This window comes from Chryseobacterium subflavum (assembly GCF_055762745.1).
The window spans coordinates 1,202,037-1,219,154 of the sequence record NZ_JBVTMR010000001.1 but is presented as its reverse complement, the minus strand read 5'-3'; the positions used below and the strand labels follow the sequence as shown (position 1 = coordinate 1,219,154).

Sequence of the window (17,118 nt, the reverse complement as noted above, 5' to 3'; positions counted from 1 at the left end):
ATTTGACTCTCTGTTTTTTTAATCTTATTAAATGATTTTAAAGCACATTATACAAAAATGGGCTTTCCCTGATGTATGTTGTATCTTCAATTTGTGAAATCAGAAATTCCGCCAGGTCTGCTGCGCTGATATTTTCACCCTTACAATCTTCCAAATTGGTTTCCACATTGAAATGTTCATCGGTCTGAATAATTAAAGGAAGTCTTACCAATGTCCAGTCCAGATCTGTTGTCGTAAGTAATTCATATTCTGTCTGCTTGTCTTTTGTTGTTTTCGGATAGTTTTGATACATCCAGTCTGTTGCCTGTTTCACCTTTATATTTTTTTTATCAAAAGGGGTGTTAACATTCAATCCGGTAGTTACAATATATCTTTTAAGACCGTGAAAGGTCATCGCCTTTAGAATATTTCCCGTGGCATCACTGAATATAGGATCTTCACCAACCGGCTGCCCTAAAGTACTGATAACACAGCTGCAATCTTTAAGTAAAGCATGAACGGACTGATAATTTCTGGCATCCCCTTTCATAATTTCTATCAGAGAATTTTTTGATTTAAAATTCTCGGGATTTCTGAGCAAAAGTTTAATGGAATAGCCTTTTTCCAAAAGCTGACGAACAAGATATTTTCCGGATTTTCCGGTACCGCCGATCACGGCTATTGTATTTGTTTTCATAAGAATCTCTTTAATGTTATAAACTGTACACGCCGGTAATATAATATCACCATTGGTTTTGTTTTTATGTAAATATAAAATGACAAGGAGTCCAGGAGCCTGAACCCTTATAAAGCCCGGTTATAGAATCTTACCGGTAAATACTGATGATATTTATAAAGAGATTTTAATAGGATAAATTTACTTATTTAAATTAAAACAGCAGTATAAAAATTTATAAATATCTAATTAATACGACTTTACAAAACAATTAAAGAATTATATTTGTTAAGAACCATAATGCAACTCATACAACCAAATTCAAATCATATGAAACCATTTACCGTAAACATTTCAGAGACTGTTCTTACAGATCTGAAAAACCGAATTCAAAACACCCGATGGCCCGGAGAAGCTGAAGGTTCTGACTGGCACTTCGGAACAAGCGAAAAGTACCTGAAGGAAATTACAGACTACTGGATCAATGGATACGACTGGAAAAAACATCAAGACCAGTTGAATCAGTATCCCCAATATACAACTGACATTGACGGGATTCAGATTCATTTCCAGTATATAAAAGGAAAAGGAAGCAATTCCATCCCCTTATTGCTAACCCACGGCTGGCCGGATACCTTTTATCGTTTTCACAAAATAATTCCTCTGCTTACGGAGGGTGAACAAACATTTGATCTTATTATTCCTTCCATTCCAGGGTTTGGCTTTTCTGATAAGATTGCCATTAGTAGTGAAGCCGTAGCAGATGTATGGATCAAATTAATGACGGAAACATTAGGGTATAATAAATTTTGTGCTGCGGGTGGAGACGTGGGAATGGGAGTTACCAAAGCTTTAGCTTCCAAATATCCGGATATTATGGAGGGAGTTCATTTTACGGATATCGGTTATCCTATGGGACAGGAAGATCCGAATACAATGACAGAGGAAGAAAAGCAATTTGCCCAGTTTGTACAGCGCTGGTGGTATTCCGAAGGTGCTTACGCCATGGTTCACTCTACAAAACCACAATCATTGGCTTATGCACTCAATGACTCTCCTGTAGGGTTAGCGGCATGGATCATTAGTTTTGGAAACGCCGGTGCTCCTCCTGAATTAATTGAAACAGCTTTTGGAGGACGCGATGAGTTGCTTACTAATATTATGATCTATTGGGTCACCCAGACCATCGGTACATCCATGAGAATGTATAAAGCCGATGCTATAGCACAATGGGGAGGATCTCAGCCATTGGAAAAAAACGATGTTCCTGCGGGAATTGTAGTGCTTCCCCGTGAGGCACAGTTTCCCAGAGAATGGGCAGAACGGTTTGTCAATGTTGTCTCTTTTAAAAAACTGGATAAGGGCGGCCATTTTGCAGCATTGGAAATACCCGAGGTATTTTCAGATGAATTGAGATCATTCTTTTATTCTTTGTAGCTGCGCTAAGAATTGGTTCTCAAAACACCATGATAAGGATAAAAACCTCAAATTGATTAACTCAATAAATACACTGAAAGACCGGATCACAGACTTATCCACAAAAAAATGTGGATAACTTGTGAATTTTAACATTTAATTCATGTTTTGTATTAAAATTATTCCTACATTTACTATGTAATACAACTGAAATGAAATCGTTTTTTGCTTTTTTCAGATTTGAAATTGCAATTAAATTTATAAAAATTTAAGCACAGCATTGTCGGCTGTGCTTTTTATTGTTGTCTAATTAAAAAAATGAGATGTATTTATCTACTGGATCCGCTCCTAAAGAGCGGATTCTTTTATATTATACCTCCTTACTACTCTCTTTCAAATTTTTTTAATGTTCCGTTTTCGTTTAGCTCAATTGAATAGCGTTCCCTGCTTCCGTTAATGCTTGAAGGATACCATCTTATCATATTGTTCCAGACCGAAATGGAAATATTTGTAACAGGCTTTGCTCCTTCAACGCGAGCTGTTTTTTCATTATAGATTTCTGCCGCTTTGGCAATATTTACGAAAGGAAGCTTTCTTAAGGGGACCAACCTGGTTTTAATATTATCTTTAACGGATAATTGTTCCGGGCTGGGATCAGACCATTTACCATTTTCATAACGGTAATTGTCTATGTATTCCGGGTTCTGAGGATGCTGAAGCATCAGCCTGATATTGCCGTCGTTATAAAAATAAACGGAAGAGTAGATAAAGATCTCTTTACCCATGTACTGAGGCAGCTTTTTCAGTGCTTCCTCAGCTTTGATTAATTTTTCTTCGTTGCTTAGAAAGTCTGTGCTTTTACCTTCCTGATGAGTCTGAACATGGGTTTTAGTATGTTTTTCCAAAATAGTATTGACCATATGCTGCGCTTCTTCTATCTGCCGTTCTACTGCAGGATCAAATGGGCTTTCAGGAAAAGTTTCTTCCTTTTTTACATAGGTAGAGATACTATCTTTTGGTACAGGCTTAAGGGTATCCTTAACACTCTTTGAAATCTGTTCGCAACCTGTAAAAAGAGTACTGCCTGCAATTATTATAATGATTGATTTTTTCATGGTGTTAACTAATTTGATCCAAATCAGAGGCAAATGCAACAAGGTCAGGATTTTCTTTGAGGTAAAAAATATCTATGTTTGCCTGTTTTACTATATTCAGGTCAAGAAGATTTACAATTTTTTTGAGCTCTGCCCTTCTTGTATGATTTTGGAAATCTATATATTCTACTTTAAACAGAACCATGGGCTGTTCATTGATATAGGTTCCTGTCTGGTTGGCGCTCAGTAATCTGGCTGTAGTTTTTATCCCTTTCAATTTAATAAGCGCTGCTTCACCCTTTTTTTTTCCTTCAAATACTCTTATAATCAAAGGAAATCCTACTCTATACAGCAAAAGAATGGCAGGGCAAAGAATAAGAGGATGCCAGAAAACCATAAACCTCCAACCCATTCCCATACTTTCCGTATGATAAGAGTAGATATAATACCAGGAAATAATTGCAACAAGCGCAAGCCATCCTAAGCAAATAAGAGAAATAGTCAGGATACTGATCTTCGCTTCAGTTCCTGCAAAAATAAAATAAGGTTCTCTTTTTACTTCTTTGTCAATAAGAATATCAATCTTTTTCCCGGCTTCAAATCGATGCTGCTGAGGTTTTGAATCGTTTACCGTTGTTTTCTGGACAATTTCAGTATCTACTAAATTTTTAAATAATAGTTTTAGGTCATAAGAGTTATATTTACTCTCCTCCTTTATTTTTACAGCTTCAATTATTTCGGCTTTGCGAGGGACTCCATTTTTGTTTAAATATTCAATATTCTTTTTTGCTGTAAAATTAGACAGGATCCATTTGCGAAAATACCCGGTAAGAATAATGATCCATAATATAAGAGAAACGGCTAAAATACCTAAAGCAAGCCATGGGTTTACAAGGCTGAGATCAGTAGGGTCATCCCCCTTGATGTTGTAATACAAAATCATTGGAAATGGGATTGCAAAAAACAACATATACAGTATCCAGAATATAACAATCTTTTTTTTCATATTGATATGTATTTGGAGTGACTTTAGATTTAAGGATTATTTACAAACTCAAGAATAGGATTCAGTATCTGTTCTACGTATTCATCCTCTCTCCTATTACTTCTTTTACTTCCTGAAAAGGTATCACTAATAGGATAATTTCTTAGAAACTGTTTCTTCTTTTTACCTATGGCATAAGCCCTGTCACCATATTCTGCAGTATTGATAATTGTCATTTCATCAAAAGCCATTAATCTTTTTCTTACCGACAATGGGTAAATCTTGTAAATACTGTTTGTTTTTTTATCAAACAGGAATTTTATACCGGCCCAAAAGATAAAATCATATACCGCATACAATAACATGATCCCACCAAGGCCATACAACGTATATCGGACGTTATCATTCAGCTGGGTGAAAAAGGGAACAAAACAGAATATAACAATAGCCAGAAAAGCGAATATCTTTATCTTTGGTAAATATCCGAAATAAGGTTTTATACTTAATTCAGTGGAGGTTATTTCCAGTTGATATTTATTCGATTCCATTATTTTTCTGCAATATTCATGATTTCGCTTACTTCATTAATGGCATTTTGTGGAGTTCTTGAACTAAAAAGCCCTACAACGACCGGAACTCTCTTCTCTCTGCCATTCTGATCAAATATTAAGAAAGCTGTACTGTCCATGGTGATAAAAAGATATTTTCCCACGAGTACATAAAATTGTTCAAAATCTTCAAAACGGTAAACAGCTTCTCCACTCAATATATTATTTTTATGAATGATGGTTCTGGCCTGTGTATCGATGATCAATTTTTTTGTTGTCCTCAACAAATTAACCAATGCAAAGAACACGAAAAGAACAGCTGACCAAAGCCTTATCTTATTTTCCGGAGGGATTATGTAATACAAAACAACAGCTATTACTACACATAATATTGTTCTTAGAACTGCAGTTGAGACTTTGGTTTTAAGATGAAACTGATTGCCTTCACGGATGAAATATTTATAATCGTCCATATTAATTTTCCTGCTTGTGTTAACCAATGAAATTAAATTTATCTTCAAACATTTTTCCGAATACGGGAACCGGCTTTTCTGCTCCGTTTGCGGCATTAATGATTCCCAATATCCAGAATATGGTAATAAGAAGTCCTGCGATACCTAAAAAAGATAATGCAGGTGTCACAGAAACCAGTATTCTCATTAAAATATTGAAAAGGATACTTATAATCATAAGTCCTAAAGACTGTCTTAAATGATATTTAAGTAGAGCGTCTGCATTGTCTTTTCCTGATAGATAGGCTATAATCCAGCCTATAGGAGTAATATAGGAAACGATAGATAAAGTTTTGTTGTTCATAAAAATCTGTGATTAATTATACAGCAATATTGCTAAGACAAAGATTCGTTTGAATGGCGCGTATTTCCAAACTTTATGATGCTACAAAACATCTACTTCTCTTATAAGGGTGTCTACAATATGACTACAGGAATCAAACAGCACTGGTTTCCAGCATCTTGCTATTCTATATATTCGTCCATATTTACAAACTTTTATGCGGGAATCTAACAAATTATCTTAATTTTAAGTATATGAAATCTGTATTCTACAAAATATTTTTATGGACCTGTTTAGGAATAAGCTGTCATGTTTTTCCTCAGGGTGTGTATACCGACAGTCTTCAATCGGCAATTAATAAACCGGCCACTGAGGAAAAAGAAAAGCCCTTTTTATTAAATCAACTTGCAGAAGCTTACAGAATAAACAGAAACTATTCTGCTGCCGAAAATAAGGCAAGGCAGAGTGCCCGTATCGCCTTAAGGAATAAGAATTACCTTGAAGCAACAAAAGCTTATACACTTCTCACAGTTATAAAAGCCAATGATCAGCAAATAGCCTCTTTAAAAAAGATAAGTGATTCGGCTTTAATGATTGCCCAACAATCTAAAAATCCTCAGGCAATGGCTTCCGCATATTATGCAAAAGTGTTCTTGTATAAAACTTTGGATGACCACGAAAAAAGGATAAAATATTGTCAGCTCGGGTTAAAAGAGCTGGAAAAATCACCGGACCCTTATATTGCAGCCTGTTTTTATTATCAGCTTTATGCTTCATATTCAACATGGAATAATGTACCCCAAGTCAATAACTATGCGCACAAAACAGTTGAAAATGCAAAAAAAACAAAAAATTATAATCTTCTCAGTAATGCGTATGCAGCCTTATCCGTTGCCCACGAATATAATTACAATTCTTCCAAAGAAAAAAAAGGACTGGACAGTGTTCTCTTTTATTTAAGAAAGTCTGAAGATCTTTATCTGAAATATCCAACAAGAGTATCCAGATATACCTATGCCATCACTTGTAACAATATTGCCAATGTATATTTAAAATATTTTCCAGCCAATGATAAAGATGCAGAAAAAAAAGCCATTTATTATGCTGAGACAGCGGGGAATATATTAAAAGATAATCCTAATGCTTCAGAAGTTAAAGCCAGTAGCTTTGGGATATTAAGTGAATATGCCAAAAGAGATGGTAATACTCTTTTAGAAGAAAAGTATCTATTAGAAGCTTATCATCTGATGAAAGCCGATAAAGCCCCATACTATTATACTTTAATCAATATTACCCAGGCTTTGTCTAACTTTTATAAAAATCAGGGCAATTTTGAAAAAGCTTTGGATTTTCAGGCGGAAGTAACCGAATACAGCGACAAGAATTTTAATCAGCAGCAAGCCCTTAATGCACAGAAGCTTGAGATACAATTTGAAACAGAAAAAAAGAATAATGAAGTGAAAATACTCAAAGAAAGGGAGGAAAGCCGTAAACTTCAAAACTATTTATATGTTTGCATTGCTATCGCTTCATTACTTGGACTCCTTTTTATGTTTCGTTCCTACCATTTCAAACTGCGTCTTTCCTTAGAACGGGAGAAACAACTTGAATTCGAAAAACACGAATCTGAAATGCAGGTAAAACTGGAGAAGGAAGAACAGGCAAGATTAAGGGCAGAACAACAACTGCTGGAAGCCCAGCAGCAGCAACTCCAAAAAGAAGCAATGGCCAACGTCCTTCAGCTGGAACATAAAAACCGCATGTTGCATAGCATCAAAGATAAACTTGCCGATGACAGCTCTCTGAATATGCAGAAGATTATGAAAGAAGAGCTCGTTCTTGATAATGATTTTGAAGATGCAAAACTCCAGATCCAGAGAGTTCACCCCGATTTCTTTAACCTCATCAACGAAAAAGCCCATAAAAAGCTTACCCTTCTTGATATGAAGCTTTGTGCTTACCTTTATCTTAAAATGGATAACCGCCAGATTTCCCAATTGATGCATATCGAGCCTAAAAGTGTAAGAATGAGCCGCTACAGGATCAAACAAAAATTAGGACTGGACAAAGAGGAAGATCTTAATCTTTTCCTTCAGAAATTAGGTAATTAGAGGGTTGGATATTTTTTAAATATTCCTGTTTTTAGAAATCAAATTTAAACCATGAAAAAAATTTCCATTGGTATTTTTCTTTTGGCCGGTAGCATTTTTGCGTCAGCCCAATTACAAAATCCCGGCTTTGAAAAAACAGAAAACAACTATCCTTCGGATTGGAGCCATAAAGTCCTCGACCCATATGAGATGAAATATGATGGTGAGGTTAAACACTCCGGTAACGGCTCATTACAAATCTTCGGTAAACAGGATCATGTTAATGAATTACAAACTTTCTCTCAAAAAGTAAAGATTCCTGGAAAAGGATTAAGAAAAGTTGAAATCGGTGCTTTTATAAAATCAGCAAATATCCTGGGTAATATTTCTCTGTGGGCACAGGTTTGGGATGGAAAGAATACTATGGTTGATTTCGGAAATTCTTTTTCCCAAAACCGTAAAATAGTCCAAAATGAAGATTGGAAAAAGTACACCCTGGAATTTATACTTAATGATCAGGCAGACTACTTTGTATTGGGTGGCTTTTTAAAAGGAAGTGGTAAAGTTTGGTTTGATGATTTTTCTGTCACGGAAATCCCATTTTCCGATAAGGAAGCTTCGAAGACCGCTTTGAAGTATATCAATCAATTTAAAAACATCGTAAAGAAAAATTCGATTTTTAAAGATAAAATAGACTGGAGTTCACTTGATAATAACCTTCAGAAACTTTCAGGAGGTATGGTAACAGAGGAAGTTACAGCTCCTGCTATTCAACATATTATAAAAGTGTTGCGGGCTGCAGGAGATAATCATTCTTTCGTGGACAACAAACAATATGCTGAAGAAAAAAAGAGTACCAAAAGTTCTCCTATTGAACCTGCATATAAATTATTGGACCAAAAGATCGGTTATATTATGGTCCCCGCATTTTCATCTCTTAACAAAGAAGTAGGTAATGCTTTTGCTGAAAAAATACAGGGTATGATTAAAAAGCTTGATTCAGAAAACACCCTGAAAGGCTGGATTGTGGATCTCAGATCCAATACCGGAGGCAATATGTATCCCATGATAACGGGATTAGGCCCCTTAACAGGAGAGGGAGCTTTGGGTTATTTTACAAAAGATGGAAAAAGCAAAAGTGCCTGGAAATACAAGGATGGCAGTATGTATAGTGTTTCTGTTTCAAAACCCTATACGCTACATGATCAGAACCCTAAAATAGCAGTCTTAATAGGACCTATGACAGCCAGTAGTGGTGAGGCGACCACTATTTCCTTTATCGGAAAAAAGAATGTTAAAACCTTTGGTCAGCCTTCTGCAGGACTTACCAGTGCAAATCAGGGATACGAACTGAGTGATGGAAGAACACTTTACCTTGCGGTTTCCTACGAAATGGACCGGACAGGAAAGGAATACAAGGAAGGCATACAACCGGACATTATGATTACTCCTTCAGAGGATAAAAATGTTGATGCCGTTCTACAAAAAGCTACCGAGTGGATCATGGAATAAATATTAAAGCTCCGGATTTACCGGAGCTTTATCTCTTTCTGGCACAATTTCTATTCTTTTTTGAGCACATACATGCTTGAAAACAATTTATTATCATCAAATATTAAATTGATTTTATAAGCAGGATTTTTAATCTCTAAATAATTGGAGTACTTTAATCCCGGATCTCCTACAACATCATTTTTACCTATGATCTTTAATACATCCTCTCCTTTCATTCCTTTTTTCAACTGATTCCCAAATGAAACCTCCACCGCTTCAAAATCATTGATCGCATAACCTTTCAAAATGTTATTTTTCTGATCATTTTCACCGTTTTTTCCAGCCGTGAAATAAAAATGAAAATTATTATAGGTATTTTGCTGCATCAATTCTTTGAGGTCTCCTTTTGAATCTACGGTGGTTATTCTTTCAAAATTTTTGTTGAGCGAAGATTTAACAAAATCCGCTTCGGTTGAAGTACCAAGTGCAAGACCGTTTATATTCCAGCTTTTATCAATTTTGATAACAGGTTTATCTTTGATATCTTTAGAATCGGTTCTGTTCTTGGTGAGTTCCTTCGTATAAGATTCATTGTCACATCCGCCAAAATCTATAAGACCGTTCATAGCATCCCAATAACATGTTTTTGAAAGATTTGTATTATTCAGAATAATTAGCCTGTCATAGTCCGGTGCATAGAAAATATATCGATTGTCTTTTTTTACATTCCAGTATAGCCCATTATCCGTATTAGGATTTTTAATTCCCTTTCCGTACCGGCTTTCGAGCTTTTTTAGGATTTCTTTCTTCAGGGCAGGAGTTTTCATTTCTATCCTGAATCCATATATCGTGGGATCTGCTTTTTGTTTTTTCAGAATTGCAGCAAGTTCTTTTTTATCTTTAAAACCTTGCATATCAAAATGACCTCCACCAAATTTTGTAATACTGTCTGTTTTCAATCGCTCGGAATTAATCTGGAAAAATACTTTTTGTCCTTTTAAATCTATTCCGTCAAACGTAAACTTCTCTGAATTATCTATTTCAATAAATAAACAAAAGGGATATTCAACAGTATTTACTTCAACCATATTTTTATTTTTAAAGTCGATCAGATCTTCAATGGACTCATTCAATCTCAATGTTGAAAGATCTGTTTTTCCCTGTCCTTTACAGGCAATAATTAAAAGTGAGCATACTACTAAATATAGGTATTTCATGATATTAGGTAACAATTAGTGAAAGACCAATATAGCAAGAAATAATGATTAGTATCCTATATCATGAATATTATACATTAAACTGCCGTAAATGATGATCCATGTGTTTATAAACAAACATGCCCAAATCCTCTGTTTTCATTTTCCCAAAGAAATTATGGATAAAATCAGGATTTGAATAGTTTTCATAAGCAGCAATCTGCTCCAACCATATTTTTTTATATAAGTCCGTATCTCCTGTTTTTTCTTTAATGGCAAATTCACCTGCCGGTACATTTTTATCCATGACAGCTCCTTCCCGCAATAATCTTTTTAAAGCCATTCTCCCAAATAGTTTTCCCAAAAATTCCTGTTTATACTCTTGTTTATTTCTTCCTAAAATCCAATCATTCCAAACGGTACAGTGTCTGATCATCTGATAAAGATTCATTTTTCCCCACTGTGCAGTCTTATTATCTGTTAGTGCACTGATCCTTTCGATCAGCTCCTGCCTGTCTTTATGTTCAAATATTGTTTTCATAACTGATTTTTATGTAAAATTAAAGAGCCTCTTTTTAAAAGGGGCAACGCATAAATGACAACATGCAGTGCATTTTGTGCCATTTAATTATGTACTTTTGAGTATACAAGCACTGATATTATGAAACATATTTCAATTATAGTGTATGAAGATGCCATGCCTACAGCAGTCTCCACGGTAACAGCACTTTTTAGCAGTGCCAATGAGATGGCATTAATGAATGGCAAGCCACTTCCCTTTCATATAGAACTTATCGGGATTCATCATAAAGAAGTTTCATCCGGGCTGCCTATGCAGTTTTGCTGTAGCAGAACACTGGCAGAAAAATTCGATACAGATGTTGTGATTGTGGCTCCCATGAAATCCGGACAGGAAGATGTGAATGCCATATTAACAAAAAATGCTGTACTGACGGGATGGATTCTGAAAAAGTATGAACAAAAATGTGAGATCATCAGTCTTTGTACCGGAGCATATTTCCTTGCTGAAAGCGGACTTCTTGATCATATGCCTGCGACTTCACATTGGAACGCTATAGAAGATCTTCAGTATCGATACCCTTTGATCGATTTCAAACCGGAGCATGTGGTTACCCATTCTAAGGCGATCATTACAGGCGGTGGCGGATTTTCATCATTGAATGCAATTTTGTATTTCATTGAAAAAAACTGCGGTAAAGAAGTGGCGGTTTCTTTAAGCAAATTCTATGCTCTTGACTATGGACGAAGCTCCCAGGGCATTTTTACGATCTTTTCCGGACAGCGCAGGCATAATGATGATGAAATCCATAAAGCACAAAGTTATATTGAAAAGAAATTTACAACAGAAATTTCAGTAGAACAGATCGCCAGCCAGGTGAATATGAGCCGCAGAAATTTTATCCGCCGCTTTAAAAATGCGACTTCCCTAAATCCTATAGAGTACATCCAGCGTGTAAAGGTGGAAGCTGCAAAGAAAGCTCTTGAATCCGGAGAACACAATATTGCTGATGTTACTTACAGTATCGGTTATAACGATCTTAAAACCTTCAGAACGGTCTTTAAAAGAATCACAGGACTCACTCCGGCAGATTACAGGAACAAATATAAAAGCCAGGAAATAGATTAAATCATTTTCCTTCTAAAAAACTCCATAAAAATGGGCATGAAATACCGTAGGAACAACTTTTACGTCATCACCGGTGGTCCCGGTGTTGGAAAAACAACTCTACTGAACGAGCTTGAAAATGCAGGATATCGGACAGTAGAAGAAGATGCAAGACAAATCATTAAAGAACAGATAAAAAATAAAGGAAATGGACTTCCATGGGGAAACAGAGAACTCTATACGGATCTTATGATCAGTGCATCTTTACAAAGTTATGAGGCTGTTTCTGCTGTTCGGGATGAGATTGTTTTTTTTGATCGTGGGATTATAGATGCTTTTTGCTATGCACGTATGATTCAACTACCTGTTAGCCCTGAAATGAAAAGTATTACTAAAAACTATCTATATAATCCTCAAATATTTATTCTTCCACCCTGGCCGGAAATTTACAGAACAGACGGCGAAAGAAAGCAAACCTGGGAAGAAGCAGCAGAAACTTATGATGTGATGAGGTCTACCTATATTGATTATGGTTATACGCCTATAGATGTACCGCCTGATACTCCGCAGGCACGGGCAAACTTTATTCTCAGGAATATCATATAAAGTGATTTCCAACAATAAAAAGCAACCATTCTTACATTTCAGCCCTTTGCGATAATCAGTTAAACGATTGCTTAAACATAAGGGGTGTGATATTCATTTTCTTTTTGAATAATTTATTAAATGATTGTGAATGCTCGAATCCCAGCTGATAAGCTATTTCTGCTACAGATAAGCTGGTGGTTGTAAGATATTCTTTCGCTTTTTCAATTAATTTTTCATGGATATGTTGCTGGGCATTTTGACCTGTAAGGTTGCGAAGCATATCACTCAGGTAATGGGGTGACAGGTTCAGTCGGGAAGCCAGAAACTCAACGGTAGGAAGTCCATTTTGTAAGGTCTCCTGATCTTCAAAATAATTCTCCAGGATCTTTTCCATCCGGGAAAGAAGATCATTGCTTACGGTTTTGCGGGTAATAAACTGACGCTTATAAAATCTGTTGCTGTAATTGAGTAATACTTCAATATAAGATATAATGACATCCTGGCTGATATCATCAATCGCAGTATGGAGTTCTCCATTGATATTATCCAGCAATCCAACGATAAGCTTCTTCTCTTTGTCGGATAAGTGAAGTGCTTCATTTGTATCGTAAGAAAAGAAGCCATATTTCTTTATATTCTTAGCCAAGGGATAATTCCTAATAAAATCAGGATGTATGAATAAGGTATATCCATGGTATTCCGCTTCTTCGTCAGTGGACAGGATCTGGTTGGGAGCCGTAAACATCATTCCACCCTCGTTAAAGTCATAATATCCTTGCCCATATCCCATTTTCCCGTTTTCAGAAAATTTATATGATATCTTGTAAAAATTCAAGACAAAATTCCGGTTTAGTATTTCTTTATTTACACTCATTGTGGTATTATCCACAAGACTGATCAGAGGATGTAGCGGTTTGGGAACCTGTAATATATCGTGCAGCTCGGAAATAGAGGAAATTTTCAGAGGAGCATTATCTTTCTTTTCCATAATATAAATGTAAGCATTATTTAAAGTTAAAAAGACAGTGCAGTCGTTATATCTGCACTGTTCTTTGAATGAATATTTATATAAATTGCTTTCCGAATTGTTCACGGAATGCTTCTGCTCCCATCTCCAGACGTTGTGCATACAGCTCATTAGCATCTTTACCTGCAACATAGCGAAGTTGCTTTTTACCGTCGGTAGCAGCTTCATATACTACTTCAGCAATTAATTCAGGCTCTGAAGCCCCTTCCATCATCGCTTCCGTATTGGAAAACATAGTATTGATCATTGGTTCATATTCCGGTTGGGTACCCATATCCAGCGACCTACTGATAAAATCTGTTTTAATCCCGCCTGGAGAAACGGTTTTTATATCCACCCCGAAGGTATTCAGTTCAAATGCCAGGCTTTCGCTCCATCCTTCCAATGCCCACTTCGTGGCATGATAGGTAGATCCTAATGGAAAAGCAATCAAGCCTCCAATAGAAGTTGTAGTAATGAACATTCCGCTTCTCTTTTCCCTGAAATAAGGAATAAAAGCCTGTGTAACACGGATCACTCCCAAAAGATTGGTATTTAATTGTTTTACAATCTGATCATCTGTTAAAGCTTCCAAAGGTCCTATTAAACCATATCCCGCATTATTGAATACAAGGTCTATCGAACTCATCTCCAATGCCTTTTTTACTGTAGATTTGATCTGTTCCGGATTGGTAACATCCAAAGGAAGTAACGTTACGTTTTCTAAAGTATGCAGTTCGGTATCAGATTCCGGATTTCTCATCGTTGCTATTACGTTCCATCCTTTGCTTTGAAATAATTTGGCACTCGCTTTTCCAAGTCCTGTAGAGGCACCTGTTATAAAAATTGTTTTCATTTTTTGTTGTATTAAAATTACAATACAAATGTCCGCACTCGAAGAATGACTGAAGTTGCCAAAACGGATATTGATGTAGCCAAAATGGAAATCAGCCTTTTTGAAAGAAAAAATGGCTGAACATGGCTTATTTTTAAATGGATATTAATATATTTGACCCACTAAGGCCTCATAGTTCAATGGATAGAACAAAAGTTTCCTAAACTTTAGATCCAGGTTCGATCCCTGGTGAGGCTACACATCACCTTTTGTTCAAAGCTCTAAAAATAGTATCCCCCGAAACATTCAAAATCGGAATTAAACAAGCGGCAACTTTATTTGAAGTGAAAGTTCTTTTTTTCATAGTTGAAAAAAAGAACTTGACGCTACTTTGGTAAAGTAAGTTTCATAATTATTTTTGATAAACGACTAGTATAATTCACCACTTTATGATCATGATCATAAAAACAAATGTATAGCAATCACTATTTTTGAATACGAAACATCACCTTAATAATAATTTTCATCATTTTAGTCTAAAGCTTCCCTCCAGCGGGAAGCTTTTATTTAATAAATTATTACATGCTTATATGTAATGCATTTGCAGCAGGGGCTTTTCATTTATGAGAAGCCCTTTTCCCTTATTTCAGAATTGTAATAAACATAATTATAATTACCTGGAGTCTTACAAAACATAGATTTCTTTAATTTGTTTTGTGATCGCTATGTTTTAAATTAAATTTGTATTCCCATTATTCCTCATAACAATAACACGTATTTTACATGATAAAACAATTTTTCAGCCTGGCTATTATTTTGTCGACAGCCATTTGTTCCGCACAGAACAGCTTCAAAGTAATCCCATTGGGGATTTATGGTGGAGGTTATGAAAGTAACTTATCCAGCTACATGGCTGCTCCGGTGCATTCTGACAATTATATTACTCTTGATGCCGGAACAATACGTTCCGGAATTGAAAAAGCAATAGAGAAGGGAAATTTTAAACAAAATTCTGCATTGCAGGTGATCCAACAAAATATCAAAGGCTATCTTATCTCCCATGCACATCTTGATCATGTAAGCGGATTGATCATCAACAGCCCGGATGATACAAAAAAGTCCGTGTATACACTACCTTCTGTTGGAAACATCATTACAGATAAATATTTCTCGTGGCAAAGCTGGGCTAATTTTACCGATACCGGAGAAACACCCAGGTTAGGTAAATATAAAATGATCAGTCTGGAAGAAAACAGGGAAATACCTCTAACAGACACAGAAATGTATGTGACAGCTTTTCCGCTTAGCCACGTCAACCCTTATGAAAGTACAGCTTTTCTTTTACGGTATAATGACGATTACCTTCTTTACCTGGGAGATACGGGAAGCGATCGTATAGAAAAAAGCAATAAGCTCGAAAAACTATGGAAACAGGTTGCTCCACATGTAAATAAGCAAAAGCTAAAAGGAATTCTAATAGAAGTTTCTTTTCCAAATGCACAACCGGATAAATCATTATTTGGACATCTTACCCCAGCGTTATTGGAAAATGAATTGAATATTCTGAATGGTTTTTGTCAACCCGGAAAACTAAAAAACGTCCCTGTAATCATTACCCACCTGAAACCTGTGGATGATAGCATAGAGAAAATCAAGAAGCAACTGAAGGAAAAAAATACTTTGGGAATCCGGTATATTTTCCCTGTACAAGGAGAAAAAATCACTTTGTAAAAAGATAAACAGTTTTTTTAAATAACAGATAATTTCCTATTACATAATTCATTACATTTGTTTTACAACTAAAACTATGTACTATGAAAAATTTAAAATCATTGGAAAGAAGTGAACTAAGACGTATTAATGGCGGATACCTGCAATGTCCTGCCAACCTGGAATGTGGTGATGACTGGTGCTGCATTAACGGAGCATGCCGTCCAAGATCACAAGCAGGGCCTAATGGGTTATGCATGGCCATTATTATCGATTAGAATTGATCAAAAGGCAAAGAAAGTTATTCTTTGCCTTTTGATTTTACCGTACTTCTATACCCGCTTCTATATAAGGTTTTAAATAATCAGAATCGGGATCAGCTTCTGTGATGATCACATTCAGGGAATTCGTGGCGCATATGTAAAAGGATTCCGATTTTCCCAGTTTATCTGAGGTCGATAAGGCAATCGTACATTTTGAAGTTTCTATCATTACTCTTTTAACCAGGCTATCTTCGTAATCATCTCCCGTCACACCCACCTCCAGATCAATACTGCAAACACCCAGTAGACAGATATCTGCCCTGATATTTCTTATACTTTGTATGGTTTCGTATCCTGTTGTAGAGAATGAAATTTTATTCAGCATTCCCCCCATAAACAAAACTTCAATTTCTGTATGGTCTTCCAAAAGAGAAGCCACAGGAAAGCTATTGGTGACAACAGTTAAAGCGATATCCTTTGGCAAATTCGCTACTACAGCCAATGCTGAGGTTCCTGAATCCACAAGCAGAACCATGCCGGGAGTGATATATTCCAAAACCTTCTCTGCAATCATCTTTTTGTGGGCTACATCAATATTCTGCCGGTCCTTAAAATGCAACGGCATTGATGACCGTTGAAGAGCACCACCACGGACAGCTTTAAGCAACCCTTTATCGGATAATTCTTTAATATCCCGGCGTATGGTATCTTCAGATACTTTAAGGGTTTTGCTCAATTGATCAAGCAAAACCTTTTTGTCCTTGGCCAGATATTCCAGAATGCGATCCTGTCTTTCAGCTTTTATCATAACACAAA

Annotated in this window: 18 protein-coding genes and 1 tRNA gene; 8 read left to right on the top strand and 11 right to left on the bottom strand. The window is 36.0% G+C overall.

Features of this window, described 5'->3' with window-relative positions; genetic code table 11:
- Positions 1–37: 37 nt before the first annotated feature.
- The gene (locus tag AC0INN_RS05195) at positions 38–676 is read right to left on the bottom strand and encodes an NAD(P)-dependent oxidoreductase (protein ID WP_306612079.1); all 639 of its coding nucleotides are present in this window, start codon (positions 674–676) and stop codon (positions 38–40) included.
- Between the two features lie 309 nt (positions 677–985).
- Between AC0INN_RS05195 and AC0INN_RS05190 the strand changes: the two genes are divergently transcribed.
- The gene (locus tag AC0INN_RS05190; RefSeq protein ID WP_306612077.1) at positions 986–2,092 is read left to right on the top strand and encodes an epoxide hydrolase family protein; all 1,107 of its coding nucleotides are present in this window, start codon (positions 986–988) and stop codon (positions 2,090–2,092) included.
- A 362-nt stretch (positions 2,093–2,454) separates the two neighbouring features.
- On the opposite strand, the gene AC0INN_RS05185 is transcribed toward AC0INN_RS05190, so the two are convergent.
- The 5 genes from AC0INN_RS05185 to AC0INN_RS05165 are packed head-to-tail and all read right to left on the bottom strand — an operon-like array spanning position 2,455 to position 5,514.
- Positions 2,455–3,186, bottom strand: a complete 732-nt coding sequence (locus tag AC0INN_RS05185; protein WP_172283145.1) for a hypothetical protein — start codon at positions 3,184–3,186, stop codon at positions 2,455–2,457.
- 4 nt (positions 3,187–3,190) lie between these two features.
- Positions 3,191–4,171 (bottom strand): hypothetical protein, encoded by a 981-nt coding sequence (locus AC0INN_RS05180; protein ID WP_306612076.1) that lies wholly within the window; start codon positions 4,169–4,171, stop codon positions 3,191–3,193.
- Positions 4,172–4,200: 29 nt separating this feature from the next.
- Entirely contained in the window at positions 4,201–4,698 is a 498-nt protein-coding gene (locus AC0INN_RS05175) for a hypothetical protein (protein ID WP_273647872.1), read from the bottom strand.
- Positions 4,698–5,171 carry a hypothetical protein gene (locus tag AC0INN_RS05170; protein ID WP_273647871.1) on the bottom strand — a complete coding sequence of 158 codons (474 nt, stop codon included), beginning with the start codon at positions 5,169–5,171 and terminating at the stop codon, positions 4,698–4,700. The genes AC0INN_RS05175 and AC0INN_RS05170 overlap by 1 nt, the downstream gene beginning before the upstream one ends.
- 19 nt (positions 5,172–5,190) lie before the next feature.
- Entirely contained in the window at positions 5,191–5,514 is a 324-nt protein-coding gene (locus AC0INN_RS05165) for a magnetosome magnetite crystal formation protein family (protein WP_172283152.1), read from the bottom strand.
- A gap of 233 nt (positions 5,515–5,747) precedes the next feature.
- On the opposite strand from AC0INN_RS05165, the gene AC0INN_RS05160 reads away from it, so the two are divergent.
- The gene (locus AC0INN_RS05160) at positions 5,748–7,604 is read left to right on the top strand and encodes a helix-turn-helix transcriptional regulator (RefSeq protein ID WP_273647870.1); all 1,857 of its coding nucleotides are present in this window, start codon (positions 5,748–5,750) and stop codon (positions 7,602–7,604) included.
- A 51-nt stretch (positions 7,605–7,655) separates the two neighbouring features.
- Positions 7,656–9,095, top strand: coding sequence for a S41 family peptidase (locus AC0INN_RS05155; RefSeq protein WP_273647869.1), 1,440 nt, complete (start codon positions 7,656–7,658; stop codon positions 9,093–9,095).
- Positions 9,096–9,145: 50 nt separating this feature from the next.
- Here the strand turns inward: AC0INN_RS05155 and AC0INN_RS05150 are convergent, their stop codons facing one another.
- Both AC0INN_RS05150 and AC0INN_RS05145 read right to left on the bottom strand, forming a co-directional pair.
- Entirely contained in the window at positions 9,146–10,294 is a 1,149-nt protein-coding gene (locus AC0INN_RS05150) for a hypothetical protein (RefSeq protein WP_273647868.1), read from the bottom strand.
- 70 nt (positions 10,295–10,364) lie between these two features.
- The gene (locus AC0INN_RS05145; protein ID WP_273647867.1) at positions 10,365–10,814 is read right to left on the bottom strand and encodes a DUF1569 domain-containing protein; all 450 of its coding nucleotides are present in this window, start codon (positions 10,812–10,814) and stop codon (positions 10,365–10,367) included.
- Between the two features lie 120 nt (positions 10,815–10,934).
- Between AC0INN_RS05145 and AC0INN_RS05140 the strand changes: the two genes are divergently transcribed.
- Positions 10,935–11,921: a GlxA family transcriptional regulator gene (locus tag AC0INN_RS05140; protein ID WP_273647866.1), complete on the top strand. Its 987-nt coding sequence runs from the start codon at positions 10,935–10,937 to the stop codon at positions 11,919–11,921.
- A gap of 36 nt (positions 11,922–11,957) precedes the next feature.
- A complete protein-coding gene (locus AC0INN_RS05135; protein ID WP_273647865.1) occupies positions 11,958–12,506 on the top strand; it encodes an AAA family ATPase in 549 nt (182 codons plus the stop codon).
- A 55-nt stretch (positions 12,507–12,561) separates the two neighbouring features.
- On the opposite strand, the gene AC0INN_RS05130 is transcribed toward AC0INN_RS05135, so the two are convergent.
- Positions 12,562–13,476 carry a helix-turn-helix domain-containing protein gene (locus AC0INN_RS05130; RefSeq protein WP_172283163.1) on the bottom strand — a complete coding sequence of 305 codons (915 nt, stop codon included), beginning with the start codon at positions 13,474–13,476 and terminating at the stop codon, positions 12,562–12,564.
- Positions 13,477–13,552: 76 nt separating this feature from the next.
- Positions 13,553–14,350: an SDR family oxidoreductase gene (locus AC0INN_RS05125; protein ID WP_172283165.1), complete on the bottom strand. Its 798-nt coding sequence runs from the start codon at positions 14,348–14,350 to the stop codon at positions 13,553–13,555.
- A gap of 165 nt (positions 14,351–14,515) precedes the next feature.
- On the opposite strand from AC0INN_RS05125, the gene AC0INN_RS05120 reads away from it, so the two are divergent.
- The 3 genes from AC0INN_RS05120 (at position 14,516) to AC0INN_RS05110 (ending at position 16,317) form a co-directional block, all read left to right on the top strand.
- Positions 14,516–14,587, top strand: a tRNA-Arg gene (locus AC0INN_RS05120).
- A gap of 525 nt (positions 14,588–15,112) precedes the next feature.
- Positions 15,113–16,060 (top strand): MBL fold metallo-hydrolase, encoded by a 948-nt coding sequence (locus AC0INN_RS05115; protein ID WP_273647864.1) that lies wholly within the window; start codon positions 15,113–15,115, stop codon positions 16,058–16,060.
- A gap of 83 nt (positions 16,061–16,143) precedes the next feature.
- On the top strand, positions 16,144–16,317 hold the full coding sequence (locus tag AC0INN_RS05110; protein ID WP_172283168.1) for a hypothetical protein: 174 nt from the start codon (positions 16,144–16,146) through the stop codon (positions 16,315–16,317).
- Between the two features lie 43 nt (positions 16,318–16,360).
- Here AC0INN_RS05110 and AC0INN_RS05105 read toward each other — a convergent pair whose 3' ends face one another.
- Positions 16,361–17,110 (bottom strand): DeoR/GlpR family DNA-binding transcription regulator, encoded by a 750-nt coding sequence (locus AC0INN_RS05105; protein WP_273647863.1) that lies wholly within the window; start codon positions 17,108–17,110, stop codon positions 16,361–16,363.
- Between the last annotated feature and the right edge of the window lie 8 nt (positions 17,111–17,118).

Excerpts from the sequence above, each read along its gene's own strand:
- AC0INN_RS05105 (WP_273647863.1), bottom strand. The coding sequence starts at position 17,110 with ATGATAAAAGCTGAAAGACAGGATCGCATTCTGGAATATCTGGCCAAG.
- AC0INN_RS05165 (WP_172283152.1), bottom strand. The coding sequence starts at position 5,514 with ATGAACAACAAAACTTTATCTATCGTTTCCTATATTACTCCTATAGGC.
- AC0INN_RS05140 (WP_273647866.1), top strand. The coding sequence starts at position 10,935 with ATGAAACATATTTCAATTATAGTGTATGAAGATGCCATGCCTACAGCA.
- AC0INN_RS05135 (WP_273647865.1), top strand. The coding sequence starts at position 11,958 with ATGAAATACCGTAGGAACAACTTTTACGTCATCACCGGTGGTCCCGGT.
- AC0INN_RS05115 (WP_273647864.1), top strand. The coding sequence starts at position 15,113 with ATGATAAAACAATTTTTCAGCCTGGCTATTATTTTGTCGACAGCCATT.
- AC0INN_RS05185 (WP_172283145.1), bottom strand. The coding sequence starts at position 3,186 with ATGAAAAAATCAATCATTATAATAATTGCAGGCAGTACTCTTTTTACA.
- AC0INN_RS05150 (WP_273647868.1), bottom strand. The coding sequence starts at position 10,294 with ATGAAATACCTATATTTAGTAGTATGCTCACTTTTAATTATTGCCTGT.
- AC0INN_RS05155 (WP_273647869.1), top strand. The coding sequence starts at position 7,656 with ATGAAAAAAATTTCCATTGGTATTTTTCTTTTGGCCGGTAGCATTTTT.
- AC0INN_RS05190 (WP_306612077.1), top strand. The coding sequence starts at position 986 with ATGAAACCATTTACCGTAAACATTTCAGAGACTGTTCTTACAGATCTG.
- AC0INN_RS05180 (WP_306612076.1), bottom strand. The coding sequence starts at position 4,171 with ATGAAAAAAAAGATTGTTATATTCTGGATACTGTATATGTTGTTTTTT.
- AC0INN_RS05145 (WP_273647867.1), bottom strand. The coding sequence starts at position 10,814 with ATGAAAACAATATTTGAACATAAAGACAGGCAGGAGCTGATCGAAAGG.
- AC0INN_RS05195 (WP_306612079.1), bottom strand. The coding sequence starts at position 676 with ATGAAAACAAATACAATAGCCGTGATCGGCGGTACCGGAAAATCCGGA.
- AC0INN_RS05125 (WP_172283165.1), bottom strand. The coding sequence starts at position 14,350 with ATGAAAACAATTTTTATAACAGGTGCCTCTACAGGACTTGGAAAAGCG.
- AC0INN_RS05130 (WP_172283163.1), bottom strand. The coding sequence starts at position 13,476 with ATGGAAAAGAAAGATAATGCTCCTCTGAAAATTTCCTCTATTTCCGAG.
- AC0INN_RS05175 (WP_273647872.1), bottom strand. The coding sequence starts at position 4,698 with ATGGAATCGAATAAATATCAACTGGAAATAACCTCCACTGAATTAAGT.
- AC0INN_RS05170 (WP_273647871.1), bottom strand. The coding sequence starts at position 5,171 with ATGGACGATTATAAATATTTCATCCGTGAAGGCAATCAGTTTCATCTT.
- AC0INN_RS05110 (WP_172283168.1), top strand. The coding sequence starts at position 16,144 with ATGAAAAATTTAAAATCATTGGAAAGAAGTGAACTAAGACGTATTAAT.
- AC0INN_RS05160 (WP_273647870.1), top strand. The coding sequence starts at position 5,748 with ATGAAATCTGTATTCTACAAAATATTTTTATGGACCTGTTTAGGAATA.